A 24,024-nucleotide genomic window follows, 5' to 3' on the forward strand; every position below is an offset into this window, starting at 1 on the left:
CCCGCGACGAGACGGACGGCAGCACCGACAGCGGAACGGACGGCAGAGTGGACGGCACGGCACAGGAGCCGTCCGGCCCCCACCTCGGCAACCGCCAGCGCGGGCACCTGTCCGGCGACGGACGAGTACAGCACCACGAACCGCAACGGGTCCTGCGCGCACGCGTCCAGGAGGCCCTGGAGCCCCGTCGTCTTGGGTTCGAGCACCCGGCTGACGTCGGCCATCCGCTTGCCGATGAAGGCCGGGTCGGTCATCACCCCGAGGCCGGCGCAGTGCACGATCCCGGCGATCGGGCCCAGCTCGCGCCGAGCGCGGTCGATCACCTCGCCGATCCGCTCCGGCGGGGCGCTCTCGACCACCACCCGGACCCCCGGGCGGTCGAGCGCCGCGAGGTCCCGCAGGCGGGCCGCCAGGGCGGGATCGGTGGCCGGGTCGGCCAGCAGGGCCGGCCACGCGGCCCGGTCGGGCAGCGCGGTGCGGCCGAGCAGGACGAGCCGGTCGGCGCCCCGGTCGAGCAGGCGGGCCGCCACCAGCCGGCCGAGGGCTCCCGTCCCGCCGGTGATCACCACCGTCCGTCCGGCCAGGTCCGCGGACCAGTCCGCTCCCGGCCCGGCCTCGGCGGCCTCGCGCAGCACCGGCGTGTGCCGCACGCCGCCGCGCACGCAGACCTCGGTCACCGGATCGGTCGCGCCGAGTTCGGCCGCGACCGCCGCCCGCAGCGCGGCCGGCTCCAGGGAGTCGATGTCGAGGGTGCGGGCGAGGATCCCGCGGTACTCGGCGGTGAGCATCCGGACGAGGCCCGCGAGCGCCGCGCCCCGCAGGGTGGGCCGCTCGGCGCGGAAGGTCGTCAGGCCGTGCGTCAGGTGAAGGTAGGCGAAACCTCCGGCCCGGTGGGCCGCGACCAGCTCGCGCACGAGCGCGATCCGGGCCCAGTCGGCCTCCACCACGGCGGTGGACACGGCCGACACGTCGACCAGGTCGACGACGGCCCCGACCCGGCCGAGTGCCGCCGCGAGCTTCGCGCCGGCGGCCTCGTCGTCGCCGTCCAGCCGGACCAGCTCCGCCGCCGGACCGAACGCGGCCCGGGCCAGCGGCTCGGTCTCGGCGCTCACCAGCGCCACGATTCCGCCCGGCAGTTCGGCGTCGGGCAGCGGCGCGGCTTCCCAGTCCTTCACCAGCAGCAGCGACGACGACGCGTCCGGCTGCCGCTGCGGCTCGCGGGCGGTGCCGCCCGCCGGCCAGTGCCGCTCGCGGGCGAACGGATAGGTCGGCATGGACATCAGCGGCGGACGGTCGGCGCGCAGCGTGCTCCAGTCGATGTCGGCACCGTCCTGCCAGAGCCGGGCGATCCGGTCGAGCCGGCCCTCGCGGACCAGCCGCGCCAGGTAGCTCGCGCCCTCCGGCTCGGAGAGCCAGGCGTGGTCGCCGCCGGTGCCGCCGCCGGCGGAGCCGCCGTCGAGGAAGGCGGCCAGCCGCGCTCGCAGCTGCGCCGTCGAACCGGCGACCACGGCCAGCCGCACGGCCATCGGCACCCGCCCGACCTGGGAGGTGAAGGCGAGCGAGGACAGCGACGGCTCCGAACCCCCGCGCATGCCGTCGAGGTGCGCCACGGTCGCGGCCGCGTACCGGCGCAGCGCGTCCTCGGTCCGGGCGGAGAGCAGGAACACCTCGTGCTCCGCCGCGGGCCCGGTCGCGGTGACGGGCGCCGCGGTCGGCGGTTCCTCCAGGACGACGTGCGCGTTGACGCCGCCGAAGCCGAAGGAGCTCACCCCGGCGCGCAGTGGCAGGGCCGCTCCGGTGGCGTCCACGGGCGCCCACGGGGTCGCGGCGAGGACCGGTTCGAACGGCGTGCCGGCGAGGTCGATCAGCGGGTTGAGCGTGTGCAGGTGGAGGGTCTGCGGCAGGGTCCGGTGCCGCATCGCCAGGATGACCTTGATCACCCCGGCGATGCCGGCGGCGGGCTCCAAGTGGCCGATGTTGCTCTTCACCGTCCCGATGCCGCACGCGGTGGCCGGGCCGGTGGCGAGTGCGCGGTGGGCGCGGGTCAGACCGTCGATCTCCACCGGGTCGCCGAGCGAGGTGCCGGTGCCGTGCAGTTCGACGTAGGACACCGACTCGATCGGCACCCCGGCATCGCGGTAGGCGTCCACCAGCAGGTCGGCCTGGGCCAGCGGGTTCGGCGCGGTCAGCGAGGACGCGTGTCCGCCGTGGTTGACGGCGCTGCCCCGGATCACCGCGTGCACCCGGTCGCCGTCGGCGAGCGCGCGGGAGAGCGGCTTGAGCACCAGCACGCCCACGCCCTCTCCCTTGACATAGCCGTCGGCCGCCGCGTCCAGCGCCTTGCACCGGCCGTCCGGCGAGAGCACGCCGAGCTGGTTGCCCGCGACGACGGTCTGCGGCGAGAGCACCAGGCTCACCCCGCCGGCGATGGCCAGGTCGCTCTCCCCGGACCGCAGGGCGCGGACGGCGCGGTGCAGCGCCACCAGCGAGCTGGAGCAGGCGGTGTCGATGCTCTCGCTCGGGCCGCGCAGGTCCAGCAGGTACGAGATGCGGTTGGCCAGCATCGTGCGCGCCAGCCCGGTGCCGGCATGGGCGTTGACCTGCTCGCCGCGCAGCACCATCGCCTCGTAGTCGTTGAACTGCACGCCCGCGAAGACGCACACCCGGCGACCGGCGAGGCGGTCCGCCCGGCAGCCGGCGTCCTCCAGCGCCGCCCAGGTGTGTTCGAGGAACAGCCGGTGCTGGGGGTCGATCACCTCGGCCTCGGCCGGCGAGATCTTGAAGAACAGCGCGTCGAAGCGGTCGACGTCGTCGAGGAAGCCGCCCCACCGGGCGGTACCGCCGAACCGCCGGGACACCTCCCGCCAGTCCCAGCGGTCGGCGGGGGTCTCGGTCACGAGGTCCCGTCCGTCCGAGAGGTGCTGCCAGAACGCGTCCAGGTCGGCCGAGCCCGGGAACCGCCCGGCCATGCCGATGACGGCGATCGCGTCGTCCTCGGGCCCTGCCGCCTCCCGCGCCGCGGGGGCGGCGGCCTCCGGGCGCGGGGCCGCAGGGGCCGGGAGCGGTGTCGCGGGCGCCGCGGGCGTGGCGGGCCGGCCGCGCAGCAGCGCCGGGTACTCCTCGGCGAGGTGGCGGGCGAGCTTGCCGATCGTGTTCGCACCGAACAGCGTCGTCGTCGGCACCGTCACGCCGTAGCGCTCCTCGATCGCGGCGGACAGCGACTGGAGGCCGAAGGAATCCAGCCCGTACTCCCCGAAGCCGGCCTGCGGGTCGAGCGCCGCCGGTGCCAGGCCCAGGTTCTCCGCGATCATCTCCCTGAGCTGGTCCGCCAGTTCACCCCCGGCGTCGAGGCCGGCCGGCCGGACCACCGGCGCGCCGACCGGCGCGGCCGGGCGCACGACCTCGCGCATCCTCATCGCCGCGACCTGCTCGCGCATCCGCTCCGGCTCCCCCGGCAGCACGGCCACCTGGGGGCGGCCCAGGCGAAGCACCAGGTCGAGCAGCCGCTCGCCCTCCTCGGCCTCCAGGTAGCGGAACCCCGTGGCGGCGAGGTAGCGGCTCTCGTCCTCCGGGTCCACGTGCATGCCCCCGGCGCGCCACATCGGCCAGTCGATGGAGACGGTGCGCCCGCTGCGGCTGCCGGCCGTGCGCAGTGCCTCGCGCTCCTCCGCGAACCCGTCCAGGAAGCGGGCGCCCACCGCGTAGTCGACCAGGCCGTAGTCACCGAGCTGGCCCGCGAGCGAGGAGTACAGCACGAAGAGGTCCAGCGGCTCGCCCGCGGTCACCTCGTCGAGCACCCTGGTGCCGTCGAAGCGCGCCCGCAGGTGCGTGCGGAACTCCGCGACGTCCTTGCCGGGCAGCGGCGTGCGGGAGGCCGTGGCGGCCAGGTGGAAGACGCCGTTCAGCACGCCCCACTGCTCCTTGACGGCGGCGACGACCGCCGCCATGGCGGCCCGGTCCTCCACCGCGGCCCGGAAGTACCGCACCTCGCCGAGCGTGCGCAGCTCGGCGAGCTCCTCGGCCCGGTCCGCTTCCGGCGACCGGCCGGTGAGGGCCACCTTGGCCCCGCGGGCCAGCAGGGTACGGGCGAGCAGCAGCCCGAGCCCGCCGGCGCCGCCGGTCACCAGGTGGACGCCGCCCGGGCGCAGCGGGGACGGCTGCGCGGGCCGCGGGGCGATCTCCGTCAGCAGGCGGACCGCCCGACCGGTTTCCGAGAGACGGACGGCGGCTCCGGAGAGCCGCTCGGCCGCGACCTCGGCGAGCAGCGCGGCCTCGTCGACCGGGCCGGCCACGCGCACCACGCCGACGGCCGTACCGGGCAGGGCGGCCCGCAGCGAGGCCTCGAAGCCGCCCCACGCCTCCGCCATGGCGCCCTCGGGCACCAGGACCTGAAGCCGCGCCGGGGCCCGGGAGGCCATCAGCGCGCCGGCGAGCAGGAACACCGACTCGGTGCCGAGGTCCGCGCGGTCCGGTGCGAGCAGCGGCCACTGGTGCACGACGCGGTCGGCCGGAACGGCGAGCAGCCGGGTGTAGTCCTCGGGCTCGGCGGGGCGGATCGTGACGGTGTCGCCGTCCTCGGCGTACACGGTGCCGGCCAGGACGTGGACGGCGCCGGGGACCGGCAGGTCGCCGAAGACCAGCACCCGGTCGGTGCGCGGCACGGTCGGTGGCACGGGCTCGGCCGCCCACTGCGCCGCGAAGAGGCTGACCGGCGGCGCCGGTTCGGCCGCGGGCGCCGGGGCGCCGTCGGTGAACCAGTGCCGTTCGGCGGCGAAGGGGTAGCCGGGCAGGGAGCGCAGCGCCGGTGCCCCGGTCCGCCGGGCGGACCAGTCGACGGTCGCACCGCGCACCCAGGCGGCGGCCGCCTCCTCGTCGCCGTGCCCGTCGAAGGGCTCGGGGTCGGCGCCCCGCTCGACGCGGCCGAGGTGCAGGCCCGCGGTGTCCCCGGCGAGGAACCGCCGCAGGGCGGCGAGCGCGTGGTCGGCCGAGCCGGTGACGAACGCCAGGCGTTCGGCGTGGGCGGTGCGGCCGCTCTGGAGGGTGTGCGCGGTCGCGGCGAGGTCGGGCGTCCAGCTGTCCGGCTTGTCCAGGAACGCCTGCGCGTGGGCGCGCAGCTGTTCCTGGTCGCGCGCGGAGAGGGCGAAGACGACCGGGGTGGCGGTCGTGGTCGGCTCGTCGTCGGCGCGGTACTCCTCCAGGACGACGTGGGCGTTGACCCCGCCGTAGCCGAACGAACTCACGCCCGCGCGGCGCGGCACGTCGGGGGCCGACGGCAGCCAGTCGCGGCTGGCCGAGGCGACCTCGAACGGGGTCCCGGCGAGCGCCAGGTGGGGATTGGGCCGCGGCCCGTGCGGGTCGCCGGTGATCCGGCCGTGCCGCATCGACAGCAGCACGCGCAGCACGGCGGCGATGCCGGCCGCCGGTTCGAGGTGCCCGATGGTGTTCTTGAGCGCGCCGAGGGCGCAGTGCGGCGCCGCGGGCGCCGGGTGGCCCCAGTCGCGGTAGAGCTCCGCGAAGGCCTGGCGTAGTCCGTTGGTCTCGGCGGGGTCGCCGATGACCGTCCCGGTACCGTGCGTCTCGATGTAGCCGATCGTCGCCGGGTCGACGCCCGCCTCGCGGTGCGCCTTGACGATGACCTCGGCCTGGGCGCGCGGGTTGGGCGCCGTCAGTGAGTTGGACCGCCCGCCGTGGTTGACGGCGGTGCCGCGCAGCACCGCGAGGACGGGGTTGCCGTCGGCGCGGGCCCGGCTGAGCCGCTTGAGCACGACGGCGCCCACGCCCTCGCCGCGCACGTAGCCGGCGGCGTCCTCGTCGAAGGCCCGGCCGACGCCGTCCGGGCTGAGCATCCCGGCCCGTTCGAGGGAGGCGAAGGTCACCGGCGACAGCATCAGACTGACGCCGCCCGCGACGACGGTGTCGCAGTGCCCGAGGCGCAGGGCCTCGGCCGCGCGGTGCAGGGCGACCAGCGAGCTGGAGCAGGCGGTGTCGACGGGCTCGCTGGGGCCGCGCAGGTCGAGGTGGTAGGAGACCCGGTTGGCCAGCATGGACGGGGCCAGGCCGGTCGACGAGTAGGCGTCGGTGGCGGTGCCCGAGCGCTGGACCAGCTCGGCGTACTCGGAGGAGCCGACGCCGACGAACAGGCCGGTGTCGGTGCCGGCGAGGTCCGTCGGGTCGATGCCGGCGTCCTCCAGGGCCGTCCACACGGTGCGCAGCAGCAGGCGCTGGCGGGGGTCCATCCAGCGGGCCTCGCGCGGGGAGATGCCGAAGAACAGCGGGTCGAACCGGTCGATGTCCGGCATGAACCCGGCCCGGGTGATCCGGGTCCGGTCGGGGTGCAGCGCCGGGTCGCCGTGGTGGGCGCGGGCGTCCCAGCGGTCCTCGGGCACCTCCTCGAAGAGGTTGCCGCCGCGCTGCAGGTTGGCCCAGAACTCGTCCAGGTCGGCGGACCCGGGCAGGATCCCGGCCATGCCCACGATCACGACCGGGTCGTCCTCGGCCCTGGCGGGCGTGGCCGGGACCTCCGCCGTGGCAGCCGTGGCCGGGACCTCGGCCGTGGCGGGCTGGTCCGCGCCGGGGTGGGCGTCCGGGTACTCGCGCACCAGCCAGGCGGCGAACTCCTTCGGGGTGGGGGTGGCCAGCAGCTGGTCCGGGCCGACCGGCACCGCGAAGGCATCCGAGACCTCGCCGGCCAGCCGGACCAGGCTGAGCGAGTCCAGGCCGTGGTCGTGGAAGGAGCCGGCCGGGTCGAGGTCGGCCACCGGGTAGCCGCTGACGGTGCCCAGCAGGCGCAGCACTGCGGCCAGCACGCGGGTACCGTCCGCTTCGGCTGTCCGGGCGGCCGGGGCGGCACCCGCGGGGGCTGCCGGAGCGGCGGAAGCCGGGGCGGCGGGGGCGGCGGAGGCGGCCGCGTCGATCCAGCAGCGGGTCCGCGCGAACGGGTACCCCGGCAGGGACAGCGGCTGGACCGGGCCCGGGTGGGCGCCCGCCCAGTCGAACGCCTCGCCGGCGGCCCAGCGGCGCGCGGTGTCCTCCGCGTCGGCCGGGGACGGCACGGTGGCGGGGCCGGGCTCCGCGGTCGCGACGCCGGTGTACCCACCCGGACGCCCGGCGAGGAAGCCCGCCAGCGCGTCCGCGAGCGCCTCCGCCGAGCGGGCGACGACGGCGAAGCGGTGCGCCTGGGCCTCCCGCCCGACCTGCAGGGTGTACGCCAGCCGGCCGAGGTCGATCCCGGCTCCGGCGCCGGCCGGCGAGGCGGCCAGCTCGCGCAGTGTCGTCCCGCCGTGCACGGCCCCCGGGCGCACCGCGTCGCTGCGCCCGATCAGCCGCACGATGGTGGCCGGGTCCAGGCCGAGCTCGTCGAGCGGCTCGTCCACCGCCGTGACGGGCACGCCCGCCGCGGCCGCGAGGTCTGCCACGTCGACGGCCGGACGCGCGGCACGCAGCCAGGCCAGCGTCCGCTCGGCGACCCGGCGCAGGCCCTCCTCGTCCCGGGCCGAGAGCGGGAAGACGGCCGGCCCCGCCGGGGCGGCGGCCGGTGCGCTCTGCCCGTACTCCTCCACCACGAGGTGGGCGTTGGAGCCGCCCGCGCCGAAGGCGCTGATGCCCGCGCGCAGCGGCCCGGGGCCGGTCCACGGCGCGAGGTCCCGCTGGACCCGGAACGGCACCCGGCTCCAGTCGACGGCCGGGTTGAGCTCGTCCGCGTGCAGGGAGGGCGCCAGTTCACGGGCCCGTAGCTGCAGCAGGACCTTGGTGAGCGCGGCGATGCCCGCCGCCGACTCCAGGTGCCCGATGGAGGACTTCACCGAGCCGAGGGCGATCGAGCCGGCCGGCAGGTCACCGAAGGCGCGGACCAGCCCGGCCACTTCGGCCGGGTCGCCGAGCGCCGTCCCGGTGCCGTGCGCCTCCACGTAGGAGACGCTGCCCGGTTCGACGCCGGCCTCGCGCAGCGCCTCGGCGACGACCTCGGCCTGGGCGCCCGGGCTGGGCACGGCGAACCCGCCGGTCTTGCCGCCGTGGTTGACGGCACTGGCCAGGATGACGCCGAGGATCCGGTCGCCGTCGCGCTCCGCCGCGGCCAGCGGCTTGAGCAGGACGGCGCCGACGCCCTCGCCGGGCACCATCCCGTCGCCGTCGGCCGCGAAGCTGCGGCACCGCCCGCTGTCGCCGGTGAAGCCGCCGGCCGCGAGCTGGCGGTACTTGCGCGGGTGCGGGGCGAGGTTGACGCCACCGGCGAGCGCGTAGTCCGCCCGGCCGGCCGCCAGGGCCTCACAGGCGAGGTGGACGGCGGTCAGCGAGGACGAGCACATGGTGTCGACCGCCAGGCTGGGGCCGTGGAGGTCGAGGACGTACGAGACCCGGTTGGCGATGGAGGAGTACCCCATGCCTCCCGCGAGGCCCCGCTCGTCCTCGAACAGCTGGTAGTGGCCGTACATGACGCCCACGTAGACGCCCACCCGGCTGCCGCGCAGGCGGGTGCGCGGGTAGCCGGCGTCCTCCAGGGCGTGCCAGGAGGTCTGCAGGAACAGCCGCTCCTGCGGGTCGGTCAGCTCGGCCTCGCGCAGGGACATCTGGAAGAAGCGCGGGTCGAACTCGTCGATGCCGTCGAGGAAGCCGCCCCAGCGGCTGACCGGCCGGCCGTCGGCCCCGGTCGGCGTGCGGTGGTCCCAGCGCTCCGGCGGCACCTCGCGCACGCAGTCGCGGCCGGCCCGCAGGTTCGCCCAGTACGCCTCGGTGTCGTCGGCGAGCGGGTAGCGGCCGGCGACCCCGATGATCGCGATGCGGTGGTCCGCCTCCGGGCGCGGCGCGGCCTGCGGCCGGGGCGCCGCCACCACGGCGGGCGCGGCGGGGGCGGGCTGCTCGGGGAGCAGCCCGCGGACGGCGTCGGGGTGCCGCTCCACCAGGTAGTCGGCGACCTCGCGGATCGTCGGGTACTCGAACAGCAGGGTCGCGGGCAGTTCGCCGATCCGCTCGGCCAGCAGGTCCGCGATGCGGGGCACGGTCAGCGAGTCGACGCCGAAGTTCTCGTAGGTCTCGTCGAGCCAGAGCCGCTCGCGCGGGACCTGGAGGATCTCGACGAAGGCGTCCTTGACGTACTCCCGGGCCGCCTCGGTCAGCGCGTCGGTGTCCCCACCGGCCGGGGTGTCCGGACGGTCGGTCGCGGTCGCGGGGACCGGGGTGGCGGTGACCGCCGGCGGGGTGGCCTGCGGCACGGCGTCCGCCGCCGTCTCGGCGACCACCACGTGCTGGCTCAGCCCCTCGTCGGCGGGCAGGGCGCGGCTGCGGGCGAAGCCGGCGAGCGCGAGGGCCCGGCGCCAGCCGGGGGCGGAGAGCAGCGGCGAGCCGGGCAGCCGCAGCTCGGCGTCCTCGTGGAGCCACCAGCCGTCGAGCAGCCCGAAGGTGAGCGTCGCGGTCACGACATTGCTGCTGGCCTCGTTGAGCACCAGCCGCCCGCCGGGCTTGAGCAGCCGGTTGACGGCGCGCAGGGTGGCGAGCAGGTCGGCCGTGGCGTGCAGGACGTTGGCGGCCACGACCAGGTCGGCGCTGCCGGGCTCGAAGCCCTGCGCGACCGGGTCGCGCGAGATGTCGAGCTGCTCGAAGCGGACGTACGGGTGCTCGGCGGCGAACAGCTGCCTGCCGTGCTGCAGGAAGGCCCGGGAGATGTCGGTGTAGATGTAGCTCACGTCGGCGCCGGAGGCGGCCAGCGCGGGCAGGACACTGGCGGTGGTGCCTCCGGTGCCCGCCCCGATCTCGACGACCGTCAGTGGTCCGCGGTGCCCGTCCAGGTGGTCGCGGACGGCCCCGACCACGAGCTCGTTGGCCCGGTCGACGACCGGGCTGCCCCGGTAGGCGCCCTCGACGAGCGCGGTGGAACCGCCCGGGAACATCACGTCGGTCGCGCGGACGGTGCCGCGCATGACGCCGAAGAGGTTGCGCATGCAGGGCCTGAGCAGCCGGTCGAAGCGGTTCAGTGCCGTCTTCTGCTCGCACAGCTCGACCAGGTCGCCCTCCGGGTCGTCGCCCACCGGGCGCCCGGTGGGGGCGAGCCGCCCGCCGCTGTCGCGCAGGAAACCGGCCTCGGTGAGCTGGCGCAGGAGCTCGGCGAAGAGCCGGCCGTGCGCGGGCACGACGCCCAGCCGCTCGGCGAGCGCCTCGGGGTTCCAGCGCTCGCCCTCGGTCAGGAACACGCCCTCCTGGCGGAACAGGGTCCACAGCCAGCCGAGCATGACGTCGCCCAGGCGGGCGTCGTCGTCCTCGGTGAGCAGCCGCGCGACCGGCGGGAGCGCCGCGAGGGACGGCACCAGCGACGCGTCGTCGGCCGGTGCGCCGGGCGCGGCGGGCTCCTGCTCGACGCCGGCCGCGGCCAGCGCGGAGGCGTCGGCCTTGACGACGACGACCTGTCGGTCCGGGCGTCCCAGCACGCTGTGCACGGCCGCCATCCCCTCCGCCGGAGTGATCGAGTGAATGCCGGTGGCCGCCAGCCGGGCCCGGTGGCGCTCGTCCGCGACGATGCCGACCGTCCCCCAGTATCCCCAGTTGATGACGGCGACCCGCGCCCGCAGCACCCCGTCGAGGTGGTGGGCGAAGGCGTCCTCGAAGGTCGAGCCGGCCGCGTAGTTGCCCTGCCCGGCGCTGCCGGAGAGCGCCACCGCGGAGGAGAAGAAGAGGACGAAGTCCAGGTCGGGCGCGTCACCGAGCGCCGCGTGCAGGGCGACCGAGGTGCGGGTCTTGGCGGCGAGGACGGCCCGGAAGGTGTCCTCCGTCATGGTGGCGACGGTCTGGTCGCGCAGCACGATCGTCGCGTGGAAGACACCGTGCAGGGCGCCGTGCCGGGCACGGGTGCGGGCGACCGCCTCGCGCAGGGCCCGGGGGTCCGTCGCGTCGGCCCGCTCGTAGGAGACCAGTTCGCCGCCGGGGTCGATGGCGCGCAGCCGCGCGCGGCGCCCGGCGTCCAGCTCGCTGCGCCCGAGCAGCACGACCTTCGCCCGGTGCCGCCGGACGAGCCACTCGGCCAGTTCGAGTCCGATGCCCCCGGCGCCGCCGAGGACCAGGTAGACGCCGTCGCGGCGGATCCGCTCCTGCGGGGGCGTGGGCGTGGCGGCGACGAGCCGGCGGCGGTGGAACTCACCGTCGCGCAGCGCGTACGGGCCGCCGGCCGGCACCCGGAGCAGGTCGGCGGTGGGCGCGTCGGCGGACGACCGGTCGACGACGGCCACCTGCCACCGCGGGTGCTCCTGGGCCAGCGACAGGGCGAGCCCGTGCAGGCTCGCCGCGTACGGGTCGCGGACCGGCTCGTCGCCGGTGGTGAGCGCGTCCTCGGTGACGACGGTGATCCGGATCGGGGAGCCGAGCCGCTGCAGCACCTTGGCGAGCCGGAAGAGCGTCAGGACACCCCGGTCCTGGGCGGTTTCGAGCGCGTCGACGTCGTCGGTGGGCCCGCCGGCGGGGGCGAGCAGGACGACGTGGTCGGGCCGGCCGGTCGCGTCCTGGACCTGCCGGGGGTCGAGCTCGGTGACCGTGCCGCCCAGGCGCGCCCGCAGGGCCGCGGCGAGCGCGGTGTGCTCCGGGCCGCGGACCAGCCAGGTGGTGCCCTCGGCGGGGGCCGGGCCCGGCTCGGGCACGGGCGCCCAGCGCGGGACGAACATCAGCTGGTCGGCCGACACCGGTGCGGACTCCCGCGCGGGCACCGGTGCCGACTCCAGGGTGGTCTCCGGCGCGGACTCCCGCGGGGCGACGGCCGACGGCGCGGCGCCCGCGGCGGGCCGCAGCGCCAGGTCGCGCAGCCGGACCCGGACGTCGCCGGCGTCGTCGGTCAGGGTCAGGTCGTAGCGGTCCGCGCCGACGGCCCGCACGTGGGCGTACCCGAGCTCCGTCGCCGGGGCGAACACCTCGGCGGCCGTGAGGGCGAACGGCACCATCGCGGGGCCGGCCGTGCGGTCGCGCAGGACGGCGAACGCGTGCAACGCGCCGTCCACCACCGAGGGGTGCAGGGCGCAGCCGGCGAACCGGGCGGCCTCCGCGGGAACGCGCAGGCGTACCAGGGCCTCGCCCTCGTCCGACGCGATCCACTGGACGGCCCGCAGGGCGGGGCCGTAGACCAGCCCTGCGGCCGCGAGGTCGGCGTAGAGGTCCGCACCCTCGTGGCGCCGGGTCAGACGGGCCTTCAGCGCCGCGACCGGGACGGCCCCGGGCTGCGGGTCGGACAGCGGGGCGAGCCGCCCTTCGGCGAGCAACTCATCCGTTTCGCCGAGGAGTTCGAACTCCAGACCGGCGCGGCCGCGGCGCAGCCGCAGCCGGGCCGTGCGCTCGGCGCCGGCCACCGTGAACGGCCGCAGCCACCGGACGCCGTCGAGCCGGACGGGCTGCGCGAGCCCGGCCGCCTCGGCGGCCGCGCGGGCCATCTCCAGGACGGCCGCGGCGGGCAGCAGCCGGGTCTCGCCGACGCGGTGCCCGTCGATGAGCGGGTGCTCGGGGCCGAAGACGGCCCGGTGGGTCAGACCGTCGAGGCTGTCGGCCGGGTCGACCCCGTCCAGCAGCGGGTGGGCGGGGCCCGGCACCGCCGCCCGCGCGGGCGGCGACCAGATGGTGTCGGTCAGCCAGCAGCGCATTTCCTCGAACGGGTAGCCGGGCAGCGGCACCCGCCGCCCCCCGCCCCGGGGCCAGGTGATCCTGGCCCCGGCGACCCAGGCCGCGGCGAGGCCGGCGGGGTCGTCACCGGTGGGCGCCGCGGCCCGCGCGGCCGCCCGGCCGCGCGCACTGCCCGTCCAGACGCCGGACTGCTCGCTCCCGCGCAGCCGGGCCACCAGCTCCTCGGCGGTGGCGGCGAGCACGACCATCCGGTCCGCCCACTCCTCGCGCCCGGCCTGCAGGGTGAACGCCACGTCCGCGAGGCCGTACCGCCCCCGCTCCACGGCGTCGGCCAGCTGCGCGGCCAGCACGGGCAGGCGCTCCGGCGCCCGGGCCGACAGCGGGAACAGCCAGGGGCCCGCCTGGCCGTCCGACGGCTGCGCGGCCGACCGGTCGGCGACGTACTCCTCGACGACCAGGTGGGCGTTGGCACCGCCCGCGCCGAAGGAGCTGATGCCCGCCCGGCGGGGCCGGCCGCCCTGCCGGGGCCAGGGGGTGAGCTCGCGCTGCACCCGCAGCGGGGTCGAGTCGAAGTCGATGTTCGGGTTCGGCGGGTCCGCGTGGAGCGAGGGCACGAGTTCGCCGTGCTCCATCTGCAGCAGCACCTTGCAGAGCCCGGCCATGCCGGAGGCGGACTCCAGGTGCCCGATGTTGGACTTGACCGAGCCGATCGGCAGGCTGCCCGGCGCCCGGCCCGAGCCGCCCAGGGCCAGGGCCAGGCCGCGGATCTCCACCGGGTCGCCGAGGGCGGTACCGGTGCCGTGGGCCTCCAGGTAGCCGAGCGACGCGGGGTCGACGCCCGCCTCGGCCAGTGCCTGGCTGACCAGCCCGCCCTGGAGGACGGGGTTGGGCACGGTGAAGCCGTTGGTCCGGCCGCCGTGGTTGACGCTGGAGCCCAGGATGACGCCGTGGATGTGGTCGCCGTCCCGGACGGCGTCCGCGAGCGGCCGCAGCAGCACGGCGCCCACGCCCTCACCGGGCACGTAGCCGTCGCCGTCCGCGCCGAAGCTGCGGCACCGGCCGTCGCTGGACGTGAAGCCGCCCTGGCCGAGGAAGCGGTACTTGTACGGGTGCACGTGCAGGTTGACGCCACCCGCGACGGCCAACTCGGTGTCACCGGCGCGCAGGTCCCGCACGGCCAGGTGAATGGCCGTCAGCGAGGACGAGCACATGGTGTCCACGCCGAGGCTCGGGCCGGTCAGGCCCAGGGTGTACGAGACGCGGTTGGCGATCGACGCGTGCGAGGAGGCGCCGATCCGGCCGTCCCCGGCCTCGTGCAGCTGGTACAGCCCGTACATCGCGCCGACGTAGACGCCGACGCGGCGGGAGCGCAGGTCCTCGCGGGTGTGGCCGGCGTTCTCCATGGCGTGCCAGGCGGTCTGCAGGAACAGCCGGTCCTGCGGGTCGATGATCTCCGCCTCGCGGGGCGAGATGCCGAAGAACAGCGGGTCGAAGCGGTCGATGCCGCGCAGGAAGCTGCCCCATCGGCTGTAGCGGGCGGCCTGGTCGGCGGGGGTGGCCTGGTCGTAGTCGCGCCAGTCCCAGCGGTCCGCGGGGATCTCGGTGATCAGGTCCCGGCCCGCCCGCAGGTTGGCCCAGAACTCCTCCGGGGTGTCCGACTCGGCGAACCGCGCGGCCACACCCACGATGGCGATGGGCATCGGGCCGGCGGGGGCGGCAGGCTGCACGGCGGCGGGCGCGGGCGCGGCCGCTGCCACTGCTACTGCCTCGCGGATGGGCGCGGCCACGGGGGCGACCTCGGGCTCCTCCACCTGCGGGGCGAACCGGTCGCCGTACTGCTCGGTGAACCAGCCCGCGAGCGCGCGCAGGTTCTGGTACTCGAAGAACAGGGTCTTCGGCAGCGACCCGAAGTGCTCCTCCAGTCGCCGGGTCAGGTCCATGATCAGCAGCGAGTCGATGCCGAAGTGCTCGAACGCGGTGTCGGTGTCGATCTCCTCCGGCGGGAAGTCGAACACCTCGGCGAGCACCCCGCGCAGGAACTCCTCGACGGCGCCGGTCACCTCCGGCGACTCCCCGTCCGCCGCGGACGCCGCCACGGACGGCAGGGCCGGGGCCGGTGCGTCGAGGATCTCCCGCAGGCGTGCCAGATGGCCGTGCGCGACCAGGACGTGGTCCCCGTCGTGGCCCAGCGCGCGGTCGAACGCCGCCAGCGCCACGGCGGTCGGCATCGCCACCAGCCCCGCCTGACGGGCCATCCGGGCCGCGGTGGCCTCGTCGGCGTCGACGCGGATCCCGCCGTCGGCCCAGAGCGACCAGAGCACGGAGAGGCTGCGCCCGGGCCGGTCGCTCGCCCGGCGCCAGGCCGCGAAGGCGTCCAGGAAGCGGTTGGCGTAGGCGTAGGCGGTCTGCCCGGGGCTGCCCGCGGCGCCGGACATCGAGGAGAAGCAGACGAAGAACTCCAGCGGGTCGCCCGCCGTGGCCCGGTCGAGTTCGAGGGTGCCGGCGACCTTGGGCCCGAGCACGTCCGCGACCTGCTCGTCGGACTTGCGCACGAGCAGCGCGTCCCGGGTGGTCCCGGCGAGGTGCAGCACGCCGTGGATCGGGCCGAAAGCCGCATGCACCCGCCCGACGAGCTCCGCCGCCGCACCGGGAGTGCCCAGGTCGGCCGACAGGTAGTGGACGTCGAGCCCGGCGGCGCGCAGGCCGGAGAGGTCGGCCTCCGCCGAACGGCCGGTCAGCACGTAGCGGGCACCCCCGCCCAGGTGGGCGACGAGGTGGCGGCCCAGGGCGCCCGCGCCACCGGTCACCAGCACGGTGCCGCGCGGGGAGATCGGGGCGGCGGTCGGGGCGACCGGCTCCCAGCGGAGCACCTGCCGGCGCCCGGCGGTGTACCGGACGCGGAACTCGTGCGCGGCACCGGCCTCGGCCGCGACCGCGGCGGCGAGGTCGTCCGCCTCGACGGCCGCGACGCGGAACTCCGGGTGCTCGTTGGCGAGCGCGCGGGCGAAACCGTCCAGGGCGTGCACCCGCGCGTCGTCGGCGCCGCCGGTCGACCGCAGGACCTGGAGCACCCGGAGTGGGCGCCCGGTCGGCTGCGCCGCCCAGGAGCGGAACAGCCGCAGCAGTCCGGGCAGCGGGTCGCCGTCCGTGGTGCGGACGACGAGCAGGTCCTCGTCGCCCGCCAAGACGGCGTCCTCGGTGGTCCGCTCGGCGCCGGGCAGCTCGCCCTCGCCGAGCAGCAGCACCCTGGCCGGCCGGGCGCCGGCCGCCCCGGCGGGGGCGTCCCGCCACTGCTGGACGAGCAGGTGGGTGGCGACCGAGCCGTCCGGCGCGGCGGCGCCGTCCAACGCCCGGGTGACCACGGCGCGCAGCCGCACGCACACCCGGCCGTCGTCGTCGGCGAGTGCCACGTCGTGGCCGGCCGGGGTCGCGACGGCGTGCACGTGGCCCCGCGCGGGCAGCGGTCCGAAGATGTCGACGCCGTCCAGGGCGAAGGGCAGCTCGCGCGCCCGGGGTGCCGACGGGTCCGGGTCGGTCCACAGGCAGGCCTGGAGCATGGCGTCGAGCAGGGACGGGTGCAGGGTGAAGCGGTCGAACGGCTCGTCGGCGGCCGCCGGGACGGCCACCCGCGCCAGCGCCTCGCCCGGCGTGTGCCGCACCGACTCCAGGCCCTGGAGGCTCGGCCCGTAGCCGCCGCCGAGCGCGGTGAACACCGCGTAGCAGTCCTCGGCCGTGGCCGTCCTGGGGAGGCGGGCGCGGACGGCGTCCAGGTCGATGCGGGGCGCTGGCGCGGCCTCGTCGAAGCGCAGGGTGCCGGTCGAGCAGAGCACGCCGTCGGCCGTGCCGTCGACCCGCCGCAGCTCGTAGGAGACGCCGCCGTCGGCGGCCGGCTCAAGGTGCAGGCGCACCCGCACCGGCTCGTCCTCGACCAGGACGGGGCGGGCCCAGAGCACGTTCACGATGCCAGTGGCCCGGCCGTGCCCGCGCTTCGCGGCGGCGTCCACCGCGAACTCCAACGCCGCGACGGCGGGCAGGATCCGGACCGGGCCCAGAGCGTGGTCGCGCAGGTAGAACTCGCCGCCGGTCAGCAGCCGTTCGGGGCCGGCGGCCTCGGCCAGCGCCGCGGGCGCGTCGATCCAGTAGCCGCGGGTCACCCGGGGCGGCTGCGGCAGCGAGAGCCGGGCCGGCCGGCGGCCCGCCGGGCGGGGCCACTCCAGCGTCCCGCCCGTGGTCCAGCGCCGGGCCGCCCCGGCCGGGTCGTCGGCGGTCACCGGGCTGTCGGCGGCGCCGGGCGCGGCCGTCCCGGTGTGGACGCCCTCGCCGTCCCGCAGCCGGGCCGCCAGCTCGGTGACCCCGGTGACGACCACGGCGAGCCGCTCCCGCAACTGCTCGCGGCCGGTCCCCAGGGTGTACGCGATCCGGTCCAGGGAGGCGGCCGGGTGGGCGTCCAACCAGGCCGCCAGCTCGGCCCGGTAGCGGTCGAGCTGCTCACGGCCGTCGGCCGACAGCACGATCAGCCGAGCCGCTCGGTCCTCGGTGGTGCCACCCATCAGCGTTCCCCCGCTTCTTCCAGTACCACGTGCACGTTGCTGCCTCCCATGCCGAACGAACTGACGCCGGCTCGGGCCGGCGCGCCGTCGGTTGTTTCCCACGCCTGCGCCGCGGACTGGATCCGCAGCGGGCTGTCCGCGAAGTCGAGCATCGGGTTGGGCGTCCGGAGGTCCGCCAGGCCGGGGAGCGTGCGGTGACGCATCGCCAGCATGACCTTCACCACGCCCGCGACGCCCGCCGCGGCCTCCAGGTGACCGATGTTGGTCTTGACCGATCCGACGCCGGTCCGGCCCGGGACGACCGGGATCCCCCAGTCCTCGTAGAGGCGCGTGAACGCCTCCTTGAGCGCGTCGACCTCGATCGGGTCACCGAGCGGTGTCCCGGTGCCGTGCGCCTCGATGTAGCCGACGGTGTCCGGCGCAACCCCGGCGGCGCGGTGCGCGGCCAGCACGACCTCACGCTGCGCCTGCGGATTGGGCACCGTCAGCGAGTGGGTGTGCCCGCCGTGGTTCTCCGCCGAGCCGATCAGGACGGCGTGCACCGGGTCTCCGTCCTCGAGCGCGCGGTCGAGCAGCTTCAGCGCCAGCAGGACGACGCCCTCGCCGCGCCCGTAGCCGTCCGCCCGCGCGTCGAAGGTCTTGCAGCGGCCGTCGGGGCTGAGCATCCCGGCGCGGCGCAGCCCGGCGAAGCCGTGCGGCGACAGCAGCAGGTTCGCCCCGCCGGCCAGGGCCAGTTCGCAGTCGCCGTACTGCAGCGCGCGGGCCGCCCGGTGGATCGCGACCAGCGAGCTGGAGCAGGCGGTGTCGAACACCGCGCTCGGGCCGCTCAGGTCGTAGACGTACGAGATGCGGTTGGCCGCGATGGAGGCGACGTTGCCGATCAGGAAGTGGTCGCCCATCTCCGGGGAGCCGGGACCGAGCAGGCTGAGGTAGTCCGCGCCGCTGAGCCCGACGAAGACGCCGGTGCGGCTGCCGGCCAGCTCGGCGGGCAGGAGTCCGGAGTCCAGCAGCGCCTCGTGCGCGGCGTGCAGCAGCAGCCGGTGCTGCGGGTCCATCTGGGCCGCCTCGCGGGGCGAGATGCGGAACAGCGACGGGTCGAACGCGTCCACGTCGTCGACGAAGGAGCCGCGGTAGCTCTCCGGGAACAACCGGGCGGAGAAGCCGCGCTCCAGCGGGTACGGCCGGGTCAGGTCGCGGCCGGCCGTGAGGTGGCCCCAGAACTCCTCCAGGCTCGCCGAGGACGGCAGCCGGCCGCCGACCCCGATGATCGCGACCGGCGGGTAGCCGACGGCGGCCGCGGGCGGCCCGGCGACCGGGGTCGCGGACGCCCGACCGGCCGGGGCGAGCGCCTCGGGGTGGGCCGCGGTCAGGTGGGCCGCCAGCGAGGCGAGGTCCGGGTGGGCGTAGAACACGGTGGGCCGCACGGTGACGCCGAGCCGCTCCCGCAGGACCACGGCCAGCTGGGTGAAGCCGACGGAGTCGAAGCCCGCCTCGCCCAGTGGCCGGTCGACCGGGATCTCCTCGGCGGGCAGCCCCGCGACGCCCGCGGTCGCTTCGCGCAGCCGGGCCAGGAGGTCGCCGGCGGGCGGGGCCGGCTGCGCCGCGGCCGGTGCGGCCGGTGCGGCCGGTGCGGCCGGTGCGGGCCGCTCCTGCGGGTGCCCGAACCGGTGCAGCAGTTCGGCCATCGGGAGGTCCGCCAGCGGGCCGGCGTCGACCTTCGCGTTGGGGGTCAGCGGGAACCGGGCCAGCGCGACCGTCCGGGCCGGGACCATGTACTCGGGCAGCAGCTCGCCGGCGCGTCGGACGGCCGCGGCCGCGACGTCGGGGGCGGCGGTCACGAACGCGACCAGCTGCGGGGTGCCCGGCAGGTCCTCGCGCACGACCACCCGGACGTCCCCAACCTCGCCGTGCCGCCGGACGGCGGCCTCGACCTCGCCGAGTTCGATGCGGTGGCCGCGCAGCTTCACCTGCCGGTCGGCCCGGCCGAGCAGCACCAGCTCCCCGGTGGCCGACCAGCGCGCCAGATCCCCGGTCCGGTAGAGCCGCTCGCCGCTCACCGGGTCGTACGGGAACCGCTCGGCGGTCAGCTCGGGCCGGTTGCGGTAGCCCCGGGCGACGCCCTCCCCGCCGATCAGCAGCTCGCCGACGGCGCCGAACGGCACCGGGGCGCCGTCCGGCCCGGCCACCCGGAAGGTGGTGTTGGCGATCGGGGTGCCGACGGTGACCGGCCGGTTGCGGCGCACCCGCAGCGCGGAAGACCAGATGGTCGTCTCGGTCGGGCCGTACATGTTCCACAACTCGTCGCAGCGGTCCAGCAGTTGGGTGGCGAGTTCGACGGTCAGCGGCTCCCCGCCACACAGCAGCCGACGCACCCGCCCCGTCCAGCCGGCGTGCAGCAGCATCTGCCAGGTGGCCGGGGTGGCCTGGACGAGCGTCGCTCCCGAGCCGTCGAGCAGCTCGGCCAGCGCCAGCCCGTCCCGGACGGCGGCCGCGGGGGCGAGGCGCACGGCGGCGCCCCGGGTGAGCGGCAGCAGCAGCTCCAGGCCGGCGATGTCGAAACCGGCCGTGGTGACGGCGAGCAGCACGTCGTCCTCGGCGCAGCCCGGCCGGTCGGCCACCGCGGTCAGCAGGTTGACCAGGTTGCCGTGGGTGACCTCGACGCCCTTGGGCTGCCCGGTCGAACCGGAGGTGTAGAGCACGTAGGCGAGGTCGCCGTCGCGGCGGGCGACCGGTTCGGCCGGCTCCGCGGTGCCCGGAGCGTCGACGGCGATCCGGACGCCCGGGGTGGCCTCGGGCAGCCGGTCGGCCAGGCCCGGTTCGAGGAGGACCGCGGCCAGCCCGGCGTCGGCGGCGATGTGGGCGAGCCTGGCGGCCGGGAAGTCCGGGTCGAGCGGGACGTACGCCGCCCCGGCGGCCTGGACGGCGAGCAGCGCGACGATCAGCACGGCGCGGCGGTCCGTCAACACGCCGACCAGGTCGCCCGGCTGCACCCCGCGAGCGCGCAGGACCCCGGTGAGGGCGCGCACCCGGCCCGCGAGCTCGGCGTACGTCAGCGTGCCGTCGGCGTCCACCACGGCGGTGCGCTCCGGGTGCCGTTCGGCGCGGGCGAGCACCAGCTGGGCCGCGCTGACGTCGCGCGGCCGCTCGGTGCGGGTGGCGTTGACCCGCTCCAGGGTCCGCCGCTCGGCGGCGGTGCCCAGGTCGAGGTCGGCGACGCGCCGGCCCGGCTCGGCCGTCACGGCTTCGAGCAGCAGCCGGTAGTGCTCGGCCAGCCGCTCGACGGTGGGGCGGTCGAACAGCTCGGTGTCGTACTTGACGTACACCAGGGCCTCGGCGTCGCGGACGACCACCTCCACGACCAGGTCGTTCTCGCTCTCCTGGGTGAGGTCGAGGGCGTCCCGGAAGACGGTCTGGCCGGCAGCCATGTCCTGGTCCCCGCCGACGCCCTGCTGCAGGTAGAAGCCGATGCCGAACTCCGCTCCGCCGTCCGGGCCGCGGCGCAGGTCGTCGACGACCGAGGCGAACGGGTAGCCGCCGTAGTCCTCGGCCCGGCTCATCTCGTCCTGGACGGCGTTCGCCAGCTCGGTGAAGCTCAGCTGCGGGTCGCAGTCCACCCGCAGGACGACCGGGTTGATCAGGTAGCCGACGGTGCGGTCGAAGCGGTACTCGGGCCGGCCGTCGGTCGGCACCATCACGTTGATGTCGCGCTGACCCGAGTGCCGGTGCAGCAACGCGGCGAAGGCACCGAAGACCACGCCGAACGTGGTCACCCCGGCCGCGCGGGCGGTGTCCCGGACGGCGCTCCAGGTGGCCTCCGGCAGCCGGAGCTGCACCATCGCCCCACTGGTGTGCGACGCGGGGCCGACCCGGCGGCGGTCGGCGACCGCCCGGAGCACGGGCGCGGTCGAGGCGCCGCCCAGCCGGTCGAGCCACCACCGCCGGTGCTCCTCGGCCTGCGGGCCGGCCAGCATCTCCCGCTGCCACCGCACGAACTCGGCGTACGGCGTGGACGGCTCGACGGGCGGCAGCCCGCGGCCGGCGGTCAGCGCGTCGTAGCAGGCGACGATGTCGCGCAGCAGGAGGTGGCTGGAGACGCCGTCGGTGATCAGGTGGTGGAACACGAGCAGCAGCAGGGTCCCGCCGCCGGGCGCGGTGATCAGCCACGCCCGGTGGAGCGGGTCGTCCTCCAGGTCGAACGGCTGCCGGACCAGGGCGTGCACGCGGGCGGTGAACTCGCCGTCGGTCACGTGGCCGAGGTCCAGCCGGGGCACCTCGACCGGGCGGTCGGTGATCTCCTGCACCGGGCCGGTGGCGTCCAGCCGGACGGCGATGCGCAGCTCCGGGTGGCGTTCCACCGCGGCGGTCAGCGCCTCGGCGAGCCGGTCCGGGTCGACCTGCTCGCCAAGCCAGAGGCCGAGCGGGAGGTTGTAGGAGGTGGCGTCCGGCCGGCCCTCGTGGATGGCCCACAGCGCGGCCTGACCCCGACTGAGCGGGTAAGGGCCGGGGTCGGGCGCCGTCGGCGCGGGGGCCGGGGCCGGTGCGGGCGCCGGGGCGGCGGCCGGGGCGGGCTCGATCAGGCTCCGCAGCAGCGGCCCGGCCACGTCCTCGGACACCTCGCCGGCGGCGATCGCCGCCAGCAGTTCGCGCAGTGCGGTGCTCATCGGTCCGCCCCTTCCTTCAGCACGGCCAGCGCGTCGTCGACGCCGACGCTGCCGTCGCGCAGGCCGGCCAGCAGCGCGGCGATGCCGTCCGCCGGCGGTGCGGGTACGGACGCCGGTGCGGGTACGGACGCCGGTGCGGGTACGGACGCCGGTGCGGGTACGGGCACCGGTGCGGGGTGCTCCGGCTCCGGCGCCGGCAACGGCCCGTAGGCCTCGAACACCGCGTGCGCCGCCGACCTGACGGTCTGCCGCACGGAGAACATGCGGGTCGGGACGTTCACGCCGTAGTCGGCGCCCAGGCGTCGGCTCAGTCGGCGCAGGCCCAGCGAGTCCACCCCCGCTTCGGACAGCGCCAAGTCCACGGTGAGCCGCTCGATCCGCATCCCGAGGTGCGCGGCCAGCAGGGCGCGCACGTGCTCACGGACGGCGGCCTCCGGGTCCCCGTCGGCCCGGGCCGGCGGGGCCGCGGCGGGCGCGGGCACCACCGGTGCCGGAGCGGGTGCCGGAGCGGGTGCCGGAGCGGGTGCGGGAGCGGGTGCGGGCGCCGGAGCGGGCGCCGGAGCGGGTGCCGCCGGAACCGGAGCCGGTACGGATTCGGCCGGTGCGGGCTCGGCCGGCGCCACGGCGGCGCCCTCGGCCGGGATCAGCCCCGAGTCCGCGGCCTGCACCCGGTCGAAACGGTCGCCGGGGGTGAGCCAGTAGCTCTCCCGGGCGAACGGGTAGGTCGGCGCGGGTACCCGCCGGGGTGCCGCCCCCCGCCACAGCTGCGCCCAGTCGATCGGGGCGCCGCCGACCCAGAGCCGGGCCACCTTGTCCAGCCGGCCGGCGTCCACGACGGCCCGCAGGTAGTGGAGCCCCTCCGCCCCCTCCAGCAGGAGCGCCGTGGTGGCGTCCCGGCCGCTTCCGGCGAACACCTGGTGTGCGGCCCCGTCGGCCAGCCAGGCCTCCAGACCCGCCGCGAGCGACGACGGCGAGTCGGCGACGACGGCGAGGCGCTCGGCGTACTCCTCCCGCCCGCTCTGCAGGGTGTGGGCGAGCGCGGCCGGGTCCACGTCCTCGTGGCGCCGGGCCCAGCGGGCGAGGCTCCCGGCGTAGTCGCGCAGCCGCTCGGCGTCCCGCGCCGACAGGACGAACAGCTGGTCGCCGACAGGCCCGGCGACGGGCGCCTCGCGATACTCCTCGACCACCGCGTGGACGTTGACCCCGCCCAGCCCGAAGGCGCTCACCCCGGCGCGCAGCGGGGCCTCGGCCCCGGCGGGGGTGCGCACCGGCCGCCAGGGCTCTCGCCCGCGCACCACCCGCAGCGGGCTGTTCTCCAGCCGCAGGTGCGGGTTGAGGGTGTCGAGGTGCACGTTGCCCGGGATCTCCCGGTGGCGCATCGAGAGCAGCGCCTTGATCAGGCCGGTGACGCCCGCAGCCGCCTCCAGGTGGCCGGTGTTGGGCTTCACCGACCCCAGCGCGATGTGCGGCTCGGTCCACTCGGCGCCGTGGTCGGCGTACAGCTGGGCGAAGGCCGTCTTCAGGCCCTCGACCTCGATCGGGTCGCCGAGTTCGGTTCCGGTGCCGTGCGTCTCGACGTAGGTGACCGTCCGGGGGTCCAGTCCGGCACGGCGGTGGGCCGCGACCACGCAGGCGGCCTGCGCGTCCGGGTTGGGCGCGGTCAGCGAGTTGGTGCGGCCGCCGTGGTTGACCGCGCTGCCGCGCAGGACGCCGTGGATGACGTCGCCGTCGCGCACCGCCGCGTCGAGGCGCTTGAGCACCACCATGCCGACGCCCTCGGCCCGGGCGATGCCGTTGGCCCGCGCGTCGAAGGTGCGGCAGCGGCCGTCCGGGCTCAGCATCTCGGCCAGACTCATGTCGACGAACAGCGTCGGCGAGGCGATGACGTTCACGCCGCCGGCCAGCGCGACCTCGCAGTCGCCCTGCCGGATCGCCTCGGCCGCCTTGTGGACGGCGAGCAGCGAGGACGAGCAGGCGGTGTCGACGGGCTCGCTGGGGCCTCGGAGGTTCAGCAGGTAGGACACCCGGTTGGACAGGATCGCGCGGGCCCGGCCGGCCGAGTTGTAACCGTCGAGCGGGACGCCGAGGGCGTGCTGCAACTCGAAGTAGTCGTAGGTGCTGCTTCCGATGAAGACGCCGGTGTCCGTGCCGGACAGGGAGGACGGCCGGATGCCCGCGTTCTCGATCGCGGTCCAGGCGGCCTCCAGGACGAGCCGGTGCTGCGGGTC

At 76.6% G+C, this 24,024-nt stretch carries 3 protein-coding genes (1 of these 3 only partly in view); all 3 read right to left on the reverse strand.

The features are described 5' to 3' along the window. Nucleotides 1-17,135, reverse strand: a 17,135-nt coding sequence (locus ACWC9T_RS23020; protein WP_449822921.1) for an SDR family NAD(P)-dependent oxidoreductase, incomplete at its 3' end; no start/stop codon positions are given. Then, on the reverse strand, nt 17,135-21,796 hold the full coding sequence (locus tag ACWC9T_RS23025; RefSeq protein WP_449822922.1) for an amino acid adenylation domain-containing protein: 4,662 nt from the start codon (nt 21,794-21,796) through the stop codon (nt 17,135-17,137). The genes ACWC9T_RS23025 and ACWC9T_RS23020, both read right to left, overlap by 1 nt. Further along, nucleotides 21,793-24,024 carry the end of an SDR family NAD(P)-dependent oxidoreductase gene (locus ACWC9T_RS23030; protein WP_449822923.1) on the reverse strand. 9,984 nt of this gene lie beyond the right edge of the window, so only the last 2,232 of its 12,216 coding nucleotides appear in the window; its start codon lies off the right edge, out of view; it ends in the stop codon at nt 21,793-21,795. The genes ACWC9T_RS23025 and ACWC9T_RS23030 overlap by 4 nt, the downstream gene beginning before the upstream one ends.

Source organism: Kitasatospora sp. NPDC001159, assembly GCF_053598235.1.